Origin of the sequence: Vibrio sp. S457-15 (assembly GCF_000960545.1) — a bacterium.
Taxonomy (GTDB): Bacteria; Pseudomonadota; Gammaproteobacteria; order Enterobacterales; family Vibrionaceae; genus Vibrio; species Vibrio parahaemolyticus.
In genome coordinates this window covers 298026-311756 of sequence record NZ_JYOQ01000121.1, presented here as the reverse complement: position 1 = coordinate 311756, position 13731 = coordinate 298026, and the positions used below count along the sequence as shown (strand labels likewise).

Genomic DNA, 13731 nt, shown 5'->3' with positions numbered 1-13731 from the left:
TATCAATATCTAAGCTAATTAAACCTAGCTAAACCGAACCGTTTAAACTCGTCAACGGTTGAAATGTTAATTGTGGCGCTTGCTTCACAAGACGCGTTAGGAGAACGAAAAACGATATGGATTTAAAAAAACATTCAACGGCGTTGCTGATTTCCTCTTTATTCACCCCTTTTCTTTCTGCATCTGTCGTTGCGGATACCTTACCTAACGGCGTTCAACTCGCCGCAGAGCAACATTTGGTACGTGCGAATGACGCAGAGGCGGCAACGCTTGATCCGGCAAAAGCCGAAGGTCTGCCAGAAATGCACGTGATTCGTGATTTATTTGAAGGGCTGGTAATTCAAGATCGTGACGGAAACATAATTCCCGGAGTGGCGGAATCGTGGGAAACCAAGGACAACCTAACCTTTGTTTTTCACCTACGCAAAGATGCGAAATGGTCGAATGGCGAGCCTGTGACGGCGGATGATTTTGTCTATTCACTGCGCCGAGCAGTAGATCCGAAAACCGCTTCTCCAAATGTTTGGTATCTCAAACTCACCAAGATCAAAAACATCGCCGATGTGGCAGAGGGCAAAAGGCCTTTGGACGATCTCGGTATCGCGGCGGTGGATAAATACACCTTACGTTTTGAGTTGGACAGTCAAGTTCCGTACTTTGTTGCTATGACCGGGCACACGTCCATGATGCCAGTGCATCAAGCGACAGTGGAAAGCCGCGACAAGCCGTGGAGCGATCCAGACCAATTTGTTAGCAACGGTGCATTCACATTGGATAAGTGGGTCGTGAATGAGCGCATTGAACTGGTCAAGAACCCAAATTACTGGGACAGTGCTGATACGCATTTAAACAAAGTGACTTACATTCCGTTTGAAAACCAAAACGCGTCGATCAATCGCTATGCGGTAGGTGAGGTGGATATCACGTCAGATGTGCCGACTCATATGGCGCAGAAGCTTAAACAAGATTACAAGCAGGCTTACACGGTGGTGCCATTGCTGTGCACGTATTACTACGCGTTCAATACCACTCGTCCACCATTTGATGACGCGCGAGTGCGTCAAGCGGTATCGTACTCCATCATGCGCGATGTGATCACGAATGGTGTCACGCAAGTGGGCAACCTTCCTGCTTATACTTTTGCGCATCAGTACACCGCAGGGTTTGATGCGACGCCGCCTGAATACAGTAACTGGAGTCAACAACAACGTGATGAGAAAGCGCGTGAACTGCTGAAAGAAGCGGGATACGGTGATGGCAAACCTTTGGATTTCAAATTGCTGTACAACACCAGTGAGGCAAATAAATCTATCGCCGTTGCAATAGCCTCGATGCTACACAAGAATCTCGGTGCAAACGTTGAGTTAGAAAATCAAGAGTGGAAGTCGTACTTAGTGGCGCGTAAACAAGGCAATTTCGATGTGATGCGTGCGTCTTGGTGTGGTGATTACAACGAAGCGTCCACTTTCTTGAGTTTATTGCGTTCAGGTTCTTCGGGTAACTTTGCACGTTACAGTAGCCAAGCGTACGACAACGCGATGAACAGTGCATTGGCTGCAACCGATGAGAAAGCGCGCCAAGGATTTTATGACCAAGCAGAACAGTTGCTGGCGGCAGATATGCCCATTGCGCCAATCTATTACTACATGCAAGCGCGTTTGGTTCGCCCTACGGTTGGCGGTTTTGCCAAAAACAACGTAGAGGGTCGTATCTACTCAAAAGACCTCTACATTAAAAAGTAGTGCTCAAAAAATAGCGCCTCTAAAGCCTTATTCGAAGGTTTTGGGGCGAGCGACACACAATGCCGTTGGTATGGCATTCTCTGCTCCTGGTGCGTATAAAGTCATAAACAATCAGCATTCAATCTCTAATTTAGCTGATGGCGTTGGTACAATAAAAACAATAGGAGAATATATTGAATAGAACAGTAAGACTTTTGAAAATAGGTAGTCTCTTTACGTTTTTCTGCCTATTTTTAGTTTGGCTATTTTGTACAACACCTGATACTAGTACATTTAAGACTGTAAACTTGAGCTTGGATGAGGTGCTTTGTGCTGATTCTAGAGGATGGAGAAATGGGACAAAAGTTACGATAATTAAAGATAAAAAAAGCAATCTACAATATTATGCAGATAGCCTGTCACCACAGATGTGCAGATGGTTACAAACACAACTTTTAAGTACAACAACACTAACTGCTTCCGGTGCCTATGATGCTAGTTATGATCAGGGAAAAAATATTGAGTTACAACAGATATATTTAGGAAAAGAAATGATCTATCAAGATCAGTATATAACCGAAGCAGGATTTTGTAAGTATATCCCTCTATTAACATGTATATAAATGAACGTATTACGAAAATATTGGGACTAGCTCTGTAGCAAAAAGGATAGAGTTCAACGATAGAGCGCTGGCATGTCAATGGATAATTTCGTCGATTTGAAAGCAACGCTAAATGCGCGCAAGCGATTGAAAATATAAATAAAATTATTTGATATTGATTCAATCTTAGAAGGATATATAACAGAGAGAAAACCAACTTTTTATCTCTATCTTGGTAAATGAAAAATCAAGTTGGAAGCGGAGGTAGAAAAATTATTGAGGATCTTTGTCCCTATTTTCCATTCTGGCTTTGTAGCTCCGATTAAGCTGGCTAATTTATCTAAGTAAAAAGCCGATGTAGATACATCGGCTTTTTAGTGGGTTATTTCTTTCTGCGAGTATAAATTCGAGATTTGGCTTTACTTGGCTCTGGCTTGTTTTTCGCCAGCTTTAGTACCGCTTTTTGCAAAATCTGGTTGTTTGGGTAAGTGATCAAGTTTCCGTTGTCGTGCTTAATTAACACGTGAAACATGCTGATTTCTTGAATCTCGCCACTGATGTCTTCGTCTTTGTCTACGACTTTAATACGATCGCCCACTCGGTATGGGAAGACAAAAAAGATCAAAAAGCTGGCGGTGATATTGCTCAGAATTGACCACTGCGCGATAAACGCCACACCCAATACGGCGAAAATGGACGACAGGAACAATGACACATCGCCATAGCCAATACCGGTGATAATGGCAAAAACAGAGGCGGTCAAAAACAGCAGCGCGACATTGAAACAGCGCTGAATAAAACTCAGGCGGGCCTTTTTTACGCCCTTTGAGGTTGCTAAGTTTAAGATGGCTCGATTGACGATTCTCTTCAGGATACGATAAGCGATCAGGACAAAAATGCCCATCAACACTTTGTAACCGAGGGAGCCTGTAGTGAAATACTGGCTCACTTGTTCTAATTGGATCCAATCATTCATTTCTTCAACTCGACGATATTTAGAAAGCGGCTTTTATAGCTGATTTTCTGCTGTAAGTAATCACAATTTTTCTACTCTGTTTACCCTGTATCAGCATTAAAACGCCTTACATGTTACTGAAATAGCGTAATGAAAGACTGCGATGGGTAGTATTTCGTTACCATGCCTAATATTCAACCAGAGTCGGCGTCTCTTTCATGTGCTCAATGTTTGAGCTTCATCCCATATCCGAAATTACGCCAAGTGAAGCGCGTCATAAATTTGATGAATATGACCTTCGTCCTGCTAACCTAGTAGTGGTTGAAAGAAGTCGGTAGGAGAGGCGCGGGCGTATGGAAGAAGATGAAAAGGCGATCATGATGCTGGTGGTGATCGTGGGGTTCGTGCTTATTTGGGTTGTGCTTGAAGAGCTGAACTATCTTGGTTTGCCGATCAAATAAGCCCCGTGAGACTTTCGATTCAACGGGGCTTTGTATTTCAATAATGGCTTTCTTGATTTCAGAGATTAGCTAACTGCTCTAACCTTACCTTGCTTCAAGTCGTTCAGCACTTGAGATTTTGGACCGTCTGCAATTACGCTGCCTTTCTCCATTACAATCACGCGATCTACGATATCGAGCATCGACGTTTTGTGTGTAATCAAAATCAGCGTTTCGCTCGGTTTTAACTGCGCCAATTGATGCTTGATGTGCATTTCTGAGCGGTTGTCCATTGCACTGGTTGGCTCATCCATCAAGAGTACCGGAGGACGTCCAAGGAACGCGCGAGCAATCGTCACCGCCTGACGTTGACCGCCAGAAAGCATTGCGCCCCCTTCACCAACCTGACGCTCCAAACCTGCTGGGTCCGATTGCGTAAAGGCGGTCACACCCGCACGATTGGCTGCATCCATCACGTCACGGTCATCGGTTAATGGACGGCCTAGCGTGATGTTGTCGCGGATGGAGCCAAAGAACAGATTGGAATCTTGCGCCACACACCCGATATTGCGGCGAATATCGACATGATGAAGCTGCGCGATGTCGGTGTCATCAATGCGAACATGACCTTCTGTCGGTTGGTATAAGCCCATGATGAGACGCTCTAACGTGGTTTTACCCGAGCCGATACGGCCGATAATCGCCACTTTTTCGCCAGGATTAATCGTCAAACTCAAATCTCGAATTGACGCGACTGGTGAGTCTGGGTAGTGGAAGGTAACGCGTTCTAGCTCAATCTTACCTTGTACAATAGGGCGGTGAATGTAGCGTTTGCCTTCTTCTTGCTCGTCCGGCATTTCCATCACTTGATTGATGATGGTCATCGACGATTTGGCTTGGTTATAACGCGTTGAAAGTAGCGATAGCTGAACCAAAGGCCCAATCGCACGACCACTTAGCATGGTTGCGGCAATCAAACCACCCATGGTTAAGTCACCTTCTGCAATCAAGTAAACGCCTAAGATGATCATTCCGACGTTACTACTTTGCTGCACGAAACCCGCTGCGTTTTGGATGCTGTCGGTAATGCGACGGCTCTTGATGTTCCAGTTTGCCATGTGCGCTACCGCTTCTTCCCAGCGGTATTGGAACTGGCTTTGAGCACTCAACATTTTCACCGTTTCTAAGCCTGCCAAGCTCTCAATCAGGTTGGCGTATTTTTGAGAAGCCAGACGTGAGCCTTCCTCGATAGAACGGCGTAGAGGGCCTTGGATGAGCAGTGAGTGGATGATCAGAATGAGAACACCTACCATCGGCACAAATACCAAATTGCCCGCCATCAACCAAATGATGATTAAAAACAGAATCGCAAATGGTAGGTCGATCAACGCGCTGACGGTAGCGGAAGTGAAGAATTCGCGGATGGATTCAAACTCCTGCAAGTGACGTGCAAATGCACCCACTGACGGCGGTTTGGATTCCATTCGAATCCCCATTACTTTGCTAAACAGTTTAGAGGAGATCAGAATATCCGACTTTTTACCCGCCACATCGATGAAGTAGTTACGAAGTGACTTGAGAGAAAAGTCGAAAATGAACACGACGAAGATACCGCTTGCCAACACCCATAAGGTTTCAAACGCGAGGTTTGGCACCACTTTGTCGTACACCAAACGAGTGAACATTGGTGCGGCAATGGCGAAGATGTTGATCAAAAGAGAAGCGATAAGCACATCGCGGTAGATGCGTTTAGATTGCCACAAGGTTGACCAGAACCAGTGACCTTCTTTGGTTTTGAGCACTTCGGGAGAGCGCTCATCGAAACGGAATTGCTTTTTAACTAAAAAGTAGCGACCAGTGTACTGCTCAAGTAGGTCTTCTAATGGAATGGAGATTGGCACCATTCCACTTTCTAAGGTTGTGACTTCTGCTTCGCGTGTCTCCATATTGATGCTATTGAGAACGCAAGAGTCACCACCTTTAAGAACTAAGATTGCCGGCAGAATCAGGCTGGAGATTTTCTCCAGCTCTGCACGGTTTTCCTTGGCAACCAATCCGGCCCTTTCCGCCGCTCTTGGTAGCAGGAACGGGGTCAATTTACCATCTGACAGCGGAAGCCCATTCACAAGAGCTTCCGGCGAGTTGGCTAACCCATAGTAACGGCTAACGTAGATGAGCGAATTCAGTAAAGGGTCTTTCATCGTTGGTGAACCTTATTATTCCTTGTCGACGATGAATCCTTGGAATACCTCTACGAAGTGCTCGGTGAGGAAATCCAATTGGATCTGAGTTTCAATACGCGATGCAATCGTAGTAATGCCCAAGTTGTGAGCGGTACGAGAGATCGACGTGAGTGTGAACTTCTGTTTTTCGTCGTGTAAGTTGTGTGTGAACAAGTAATCCAGCTTCACATAGTTCGGACGGAACTCTTGGATGTATTCCAGCGACTGGAAGTTACGACCATAGTTATCGACACCAAACTCAGCACCAGACTGACGAATTGCGTTACAAAGCAGTGCGGTATGGTGCGGATGATCGATGAAGCACTCTTCAGGAATCTCAAAGTGAAGTTTAGACGCCACTTTCGAGTGTTTCTCCAACATGTTGGTTGTCCAGCGAATGAACGATGGCTGAGACAAGCTGCTTTGTGCGATGTTAATCGCGACTGGATCGTTAAGCTCGCCGCTTTCTAGCATCTTAATCATCGACTCAATCACGTATTGGTCGAAGATGTTGGTCGCATCCAACTGTTCCAATGCAAATAAGTATTGGTTAGCACGGTAAGTCTCGCCATCTTTTTCGATGCTTGAGAACACTTCGTTATGGAACACTTTGCCCCAAGTATTCTTCGCAGCTTGGAAGCGGAATTTCACCCAATCGCTGTGGATTGCTTCTTCAACCAACGCTTTCCATTGCTGTTTACCCATCAAGTTAGATGGCGTATCGCTACCAATGAAGCCGTATGGTTTGTCTGGCTGTGCTTTGGCTTTCGATAGTGCGTTATCCACCATAGAAAGGACTTCAGAACGCGTTTTCTGATCTTTGCTGTGTGCCACACCAAGCGAGGCTTTTGGTTTTGCTAAGCCAGTGGGATCAGTGTTTAGGCCATTGACACAGTTGACGATGCTGTCCGCGAGAATGCGCAGTTCGCTCTCATCCATGTGCGGGAAAAGCAGACCGAATTCATCACTAGAAAGACGAGCAATGGTGGCTCCCGGTACATCAATGGTGTTTTTCAGACGTTGAGACAACTCTTTCACGTGGGCATCAGCGCGTTGGTAGTCTTTTGTCTCGTAAATGTCGCCAATATATTCTGCATGGAGTAGCGCGATACCCCCTTGCGTTTGTTCTGCCAACCATTGGTCAACTTGGTTGATGTAGAACGAGCGGTTACCTAGTTTGGAGATAGGATCTAGGTATGCTTGAGCACGTAGACGTTGTGCTTCTTTGGCCTGTTCTTTAAATGACAACTCAATCTGTGCCGACATCATGTTGATGCCATCCACGACCGCGATCAGGTCTTTGGTTTTAGGGCGAGTGAGTGGCTCACCAAACTGGTTGTTTGCGATGTCGTGCATTTTCTTCACGATAGCAGCCAGTGGCTTTAGAGAACGACGCAGAATGTAAGAAATCGCAATCAATCCCGCTAGGAAGATGACGCTAAACGCAGATAGCAAACGGATAAAACCTTGCCATAGCTGTTCATACGCCGCGCCTGGGTGGCTGATGATTTCGACTTCGGCCAGTTGCATCCAACCACTGGTGACCACGCGTTTATCGTGAATCGCTTTGAACAGATTCATGTCGATAAACCATTGCGGAACGGTGCTTGGTTTTACTGGGTAAGAGCGTACGATTTGGTAATCAGAATCTAACGCGGTGAGACGCACCACTGAGTAGGTACTGCCGTCAAATAATGCATTGATTACCGATTCAACGGCAACCTTGTCTTTATCTTTTAGGTAAGGTGCTAACGCCAAACCCACGGTGTTGATGGTGTTGTTGACCTCTGAACGTTGCTGTTGTTCCAAGCTCGTTCGAGTAGTATTGAATTCGATTACGAATACTGATGCCATCAAGAGTATAAAGACCGTAACCATTCCCACTACAAGCTTCTTATATAGGGTCATGTTTCTCACTCGTCATAGTTAATTTTAGGTTTATTTAACTGCAACTTACGTTCGCGCGAGCGTAAGTCATTCCAAAGGCTCAAACGTGATGCTTTCCCCGCTAGCTCTCCAGTGCCAGCAGAGGACTTCATCAACCACAGGTTTGTACCATTAAAACTGTATATCGGTAGCAAATCGCTACGTTTAGAGGCTCGGACAATTTCTGGATTGATATTGTCGAGGATGAGCGGCTCAGAACTTGGGGTCGGGTAGTAGGCTAATACCATGTGAAACTGATTCAGTTCGATGGCTTTTACGTAGATCAAACGCATCTTTGAATCTGGTATTCCTAGCTCGAGTAACGAGAAGTACTTAGCGATGGTGAAATCCTCACAATCGCCGCCGTTGCTCCCTAAAAATTCGAGTGGCGTAGCCCAATAGTCTGTCTTTCCCCACAGTTTTATGTCGTCAACGAAATAGAGTTGGTTGAAAAAATCGTTAACGCCCACGAGCTGTTCATGAGTCTCCAATTGTTTAAAAAGGTCGATGTTCTGTCGCCATGTATTTACGCGCAATCCGGCGCGTTCGCCATACACCGCTGTGACCGCATCGACCCATCGTTGTTCTTTTGTGCTTAACGCACCAATTTGGAACGAAAAACAACTTAAACTGATTAATAATGTAACTTTACGCTTCAAATTGGATCGCATATTCGACTCACATCACAAGTGTACTCTTCCAATGGGCTCGTTGGTGAGAAATAAGTGCTTTTTATTTAACCACTTATCGAGCTTAACTGCACATTGTGAGTGCCTTTGTATCAGTTACTCCTTCAAGGCGTTAGTTTTGGCGCTTAAGATCGGCTTAAGCAGATACTCCAAAACGGTTCGCTTCCCTGTGATGATATCGACCGATGCTGTCATTCCTGGAATGATTGGTAAATCGGCATCCTGACCAAAGCTGGTTTTTTCTGTGCGCACGCGCACGATGTAGAAACTGTTGCCTTCCTCGTCTTGGGTGGTATCGGCACTGATGTGCTCCAGTTCACCCACTAAGCCGCCGTATTTTGTAAAGTCATACGCGGTGAATTTTACGATGGCATTTAGGTTCGGGCGTAGAAAAGCGATGTCTTTCGGGGCGATTTTCGCCTCAACTAACAAGGTGTCTTCGGTTGGTACGATTTCAACGATGTCCATACCCGGTTGGATAACGCCGCCAACGGTGTTGACGTTCAGCGTTTTGATTTTGCCTGTCACCGGAGAGACAACCACCGTGCGGTTTACGCGGTCTTCCAAGCCAACCGCCGATTCAACCAATGCAGACAGTTGGTCTTGAGCATTATTGAGTTTCTCTTGTTGTTCGGAACGGAACTTCAACGCCACATCAATGCGATTGAGCATGGATTCTTTGATGGCAGATTTGATCACTGGGATTTTCAGTTCGCTAGATGTCATTTCACGGCGAGTGTCGTTCACTTGGCGCTGCAATTTGAGTAGCTCAATGCGCGGAACAACGCCTTCATCCGCCAACGGTTGGGTGATATCCAGTTCTTTCTTCGCGTATTGGTAGCTTTGGCGTAAGTTGCGCACTCGCGCTTCAATCTCGACCAAGTCTTGCTGTTTTTGCTCAACTTGTTGATCGATCACCGACAGTTGGTTGCGTAGGTTATCCAAATCTTCGCGGTATTCTGCTTTTTGACGCTGAGTTAATTGTGGCTGCGTCTCTTCCAATACCGGTGGGAAAGTCAGTTTGCCGTAATCGAGAACGACGCTTTTTTCCCAATCTTGAATATTAAAATCGCGATTGACGGCAACGCTGTTGATAGAAGCAGAAAGTTGTAATACCGAGGCGGTCAGGTTGGCAACTTGTTGTTCACGTTCGCGGTAGTCCGAGCGAAAACGAGTATCGTCGATCAACAGAAGTTGCTGGCCTTTTTTCACCAGTTGGCCTTCCTTCACCAGAATTTCTTTGACGAGACCACCTTCCAAGTTTTGAACTACTTGGATTTGAGAAGAGGGAATTACTTTACCTTGACCGACGGTGACTTGGTCGATCTGTGCCCACGATGCCCAACCAATGGCTGCAACAAAAAACAACACCATAACCCACAACATTAGTCGGGCGCTATTTGGGGTGTTGAGAAGCAGTGCGGCAGTTTTGTCATCGACAAAATCCAGCTCATCATTGCTGAGTTTGTTGTAGTTGTCTCGGCTCATCACATTCTCTGCTTATATAAATACGGATTATCTTTTTGATCTTATTATTATTACCCGATCATGTCAGCATTCCGGCTAATAAAAATAAGTAACAGAGGACATTCGCTCTGGTTACCCGTCTGGCTTCAGCCCGTTCTTGCTGAAAGGCTGAAGAGATTTTGAGGTATTGCTACTGAGCCTTAAACTTCGATTTGTCCAACTGATGTTTTTTTAGTTTGTCGTACAAGGTCTTGCGTGACACCTGTAATTCTAGTTGAACCTCTTTAAGTCTGCCTCTGTGTCGCTGTAATGCATCAAATAACAGACAATATTCAAAGTGTTCTGTGCGTTGAGTCATGCTCTGAATTTCGATGCTCTTTTCACTGTCCCAATCTTCCATGCGAAAAGTCTCAGGTTTGAGAGCGCGCAGCTCCGCAAATTGGCGCAGTTGTTTAACGTTTTCTGGCCAAGAAAGCTCTGTAATTCGGCGTACTTCGTCCAAACTGATGTGCGGTGGTTGCAGCTGATAACGGCTTGCTGCATGACGTACGAAGTGTTTGTAAAGTGGGCCAATATCTTCTTTGCGTTCATCCAGCGTTGGTAAGTGGATGAGCGTTGCGAACGTTTTAACATCGGCATCAACCTTGGTCGTCGCACCAAATACGCGCTCCAATTTCGGGTGGTTAAACAGGCATTGCCATTGTGCGAGCGAGATATGTTCTGCGCTGTGCAGGTACAAACTGCAACGGTTTGAGTCTTCCGTCAGGTGGTCAATGGCTTTGTCGAGTGCATCTAGCGACAGTTCGTAAAGGTCTTCACCTGATGCTGCAATCAGCTCGCTGTCTGGTGTGGCGTGAATATCGTGAGCAAATTGCGCAGCTAATCGGCGACCAGTGCCGTCTTGTCCCACGAAAATCAGAGGTTGGTTCGTCGGTGCGCTGATTAAGGCTCGGCGAATACTCACCATGACTTTACTGTGACCAATCATTTTCGGGCCGACATGGGTTTGCATGTCGAGTTCTTTCTTTAGCCAGATGTTTTCTTGCAACAAGTTCAGCTTATCGCTGGCGTTGTTCAGTGATTTCATCAGTTGATCGGTTGAAAATGGTTTTTCCAGAAAGTCGTACGCGCCGCTTTTCATCGCTTCGACCGCCGTTTTAACGTCGCCATGCCCAGTTAGAACGATGAATTGAAAGTGGTGATTTTTGCTCAGCAGCGTACGCATAAACTCTAAGCCATCCATGACCGGCATGTGAATATCGGTAATGATGATGGCTGGAGAATTGGCATCGATAACTCTGAGTGCTTCAACGGCATTGGGAAAGCAAGTGACTTCAATGCCCTCGATAAGTAGTGCTTGTGAAACGGCATCACGAATGTGTGGTTCGTCATCTACAAAGATAACTGCGTTATGCATGGTCGTTTTCCGTTACTGGTTTGGTGGTTCTGGTGTTTGCCATCGGAACGGTGACCACAAAGGTCATGCCGCCTGACTCACCCGATTGCGTCCCTTGGTGGTTATAGGCGCTGAGTGCTCCGTGATAGCTTTCTAAAATACGTTTTGAAATGGTCAAACCCAGTCCGAGCCCTTCTGGTTTGGTGGTAAAAAACGGGTCAAAGATTTTCGCCAATGCCTCGTCAGACATCCCCGGGCCGTTATCTGAGACCAGAATATCGCAGCTCGAATCGTGGCATTGAATCGCGATGGAAATTTGTGGATCAATACAATAGCCATCCATCGCTTGCGCAGCGTTGTGGAACAGATTGATGAGCACTTGTTCTAGTTCAACGCTGTGAATGGCGAGCCTCACCTCGTGGTCGATCGTCGGTACTTTGAGCGTGACGCCTTGCTTGATCAACTTATTGCTCAATATGCTGGTGGCATTGTGCACCGCATCGTGGAGTATCGACATTTCATTATGAGGTTCATGAGAAGTTTTACGGGTGAAGACTTTTAGCCTAGCAATGACCTCGGCAATAGTCTCGTTTAGCGAGAGCATCTTGTTTAAGTTGTCTGCGACCATCGGGTAGCGTTCCATCGACAACAAGCGCTGGGAGTTTTCGGTGTAAGTTCTCAGCGCGGCAAGTGGTTGGTTTATCTCGTGGTTGATACTGGTAGACAACTCGCCCAGCAAAGCAAGTTTGGCGGCTTGAGTCAGCTCTTGCTGAGTTTGTCTTAGCTCTTGCTGGCTTTGTTCATACTGACGAACCGTTTGCTGCAACTTGTGGTTTGCTTCACTTAGTACAACCGTGCGTTGCATGACTTTTTCTTCCAAGCTCACATTGAGATTGGCAAGACGTGCCTTGTTCACCAACATCTGAAACCATGCCAATGCGATCAGTGCAATCAGCGCGTATAAAATTAAATAGACTACATCGGCTTGCAATACTGCCGTCAGTACGGTGTGGTGATTGATTAACGCTACAACGCGAAAACCTTTATCCAACAAATGTGTCGCGTACGCGAGGTAGTTTGGTGACAGCAACAATTGGTTATCCGCAAACTCACTTTCGTCACTTTGCGCGGTAAGTTCACCGTAATATTCAGGCAGCGTGTCACCGTATTGGCGAGTTTCAGTCAGTTCATTGATGGCCGTTGGTGAGAGTGGAAACAGTGCTCGATAGCGCCAATCGGGTAGGTTGCTCATAAACACTACGTTGTGTTTGTCGGTCACCAAAACGTCTGCGCCACTTTGTGCAAGGCGCTGTTCCAACTGCTCCAAATTCACTTTTACCGTGATGACGCCGATGACATCGCCGTTCAACCATAGTGGAGAGGAAAAGAAGTAGCCTCGTTTGTTAGAGCGTACACCTAACCCCACGTATTGGGCTGGCTCACCACGACGGGCATTTTTAAAGTAAGGGCGATAACTAAAACTCGAACCGACAAACGTATCCGCCTGTTGATAGTTACTCGAAGCGATAACCAAGCCTGTTTTATCATGGACATAAATGGTATCGGCCAAACTTTGCTTCAGCCATTGCGCCAACAGTAAGTTCAGTTCTGTCGACGGTGCATCTTTCTCAACGGCTTCAAGCAAGCGTGGGTCATGGCTAAGCAAATTGGGAATTTGTTCAAACTTCGCCAGTTCGTAGTCGACTTCTTGTGAGACTTGAGCCGCTTGGCTTTTGAGTTTTTGTTGCCATTGATCGTGTTGATAGCGAGTTGCGTAGTGATGCGTAAGAGCAAGCCCTAGAATGCCGATAACAAACAACAGCAATAGAAAATGGCGCAGGGCTTTGGGATTGAGTAAGTTCACAATTAGCTCACCGGAGTTTTTAATGCCATGTTATCAAAAGGTATTAAACGATGCTGTGAGCGGTAACGTTAACTAGGAATCGAAATGCATTTTAGAAGTAGTATTCCGTACTAATAAATACGTAACGGTTGTTTGCCAAGTAAGCGATTGGTTCGTTGTGTGGCATAGCGGTCAGTTTATGCTCACTTGAGGTCAAATAGTCAATCTTGTCCTGTTGGAGAGCAAACGAAGCGAAGTTGTTTTGGAATGACTTCACGTTACTTTTCGTCGCTTCAATCTTATCATTTGGGTGGAAAAACTTGCCCAGCCGTTGGCCTTTGGTCTCGTTAGAAGTGTTGCCTGGCCTCGCTTTTTGCTTGAACCTAGAGGTTACCATCGGTTTTTCAACATCTATGTTTGCTGTCCTTGTATTTCAGTAGCTTCGGGAGCACAATCGACAAAAACGAGTG

At 46.0% G+C, this 13731-nt stretch carries 10 protein-coding genes; 2 read left to right on the top strand and 8 right to left on the bottom strand.

What is annotated here, in order from left to right:
* The first annotated feature begins 116 nt into the window (after window positions 1-116).
* Window positions 117-1742 carry an ABC transporter substrate-binding protein gene (locus UF05_RS12455; RefSeq protein ID WP_031818373.1) on the top strand — a complete coding sequence of 542 codons (1626 nt, stop codon included), beginning with the start codon at window positions 117-119 and terminating at the stop codon, window positions 1740-1742.
* A 173-nt stretch (window positions 1743-1915) separates the two neighbouring features.
* Window positions 1916-2344 carry a hypothetical protein gene (locus UF05_RS12450; protein ID WP_045545606.1) on the top strand — a complete coding sequence of 143 codons (429 nt, stop codon included), beginning with the start codon at window positions 1916-1918 and terminating at the stop codon, window positions 2342-2344.
* A 361-nt stretch (window positions 2345-2705) separates the two neighbouring features.
* Here UF05_RS12450 and UF05_RS12445 read toward each other — a convergent pair whose 3' ends face one another.
* From UF05_RS12445 to UF05_RS12405, 8 genes are all read right to left on the bottom strand, one after another.
* Complete coding sequence (locus UF05_RS12445) at window positions 2706-3299, bottom strand: mechanosensitive ion channel family protein (protein ID WP_020841595.1); 594 nt, start codon at window positions 3297-3299, stop codon at window positions 2706-2708.
* A gap of 505 nt (window positions 3300-3804) precedes the next feature.
* A complete protein-coding gene (locus UF05_RS12435) occupies window positions 3805-5919 on the bottom strand; it encodes a type I secretion system permease/ATPase (RefSeq protein WP_005464845.1) in 2115 nt (704 codons plus the stop codon).
* Between the two features lie 15 nt (window positions 5920-5934).
* Window positions 5935-7848, bottom strand: a complete 1914-nt coding sequence (locus UF05_RS12430) for a bifunctional diguanylate cyclase/phosphodiesterase (RefSeq protein ID WP_005500162.1) — start codon at window positions 7846-7848, stop codon at window positions 5935-5937.
* Between the two features lie 5 nt (window positions 7849-7853).
* Window positions 7854-8537, bottom strand: a complete 684-nt coding sequence (locus UF05_RS12425) for a transglutaminase-like cysteine peptidase (RefSeq protein ID WP_005464869.1) — start codon at window positions 8535-8537, stop codon at window positions 7854-7856.
* 114 nt (window positions 8538-8651) lie between these two features.
* On the bottom strand, window positions 8652-10043 hold the full coding sequence (locus UF05_RS12420) for an HlyD family type I secretion periplasmic adaptor subunit (RefSeq protein WP_005464847.1): 1392 nt from the start codon (window positions 10041-10043) through the stop codon (window positions 8652-8654).
* A gap of 169 nt (window positions 10044-10212) precedes the next feature.
* A complete protein-coding gene (locus tag UF05_RS12415; protein ID WP_024702249.1) occupies window positions 10213-11439 on the bottom strand; it encodes a sigma-54-dependent transcriptional regulator in 1227 nt (408 codons plus the stop codon).
* A complete protein-coding gene (locus UF05_RS12410) occupies window positions 11432-13282 on the bottom strand; it encodes a sensor histidine kinase (protein ID WP_045545605.1) in 1851 nt (616 codons plus the stop codon). Before UF05_RS12410 ends, UF05_RS12415 begins: the two co-directional genes overlap by 8 nt.
* Window positions 13283-13373: 91 nt before the next feature.
* Complete coding sequence (locus UF05_RS12405) at window positions 13374-13658, bottom strand: hypothetical protein (protein WP_025524203.1); 285 nt, start codon at window positions 13656-13658, stop codon at window positions 13374-13376.
* Window positions 13659-13731: the final 73 nt, after the last annotated feature.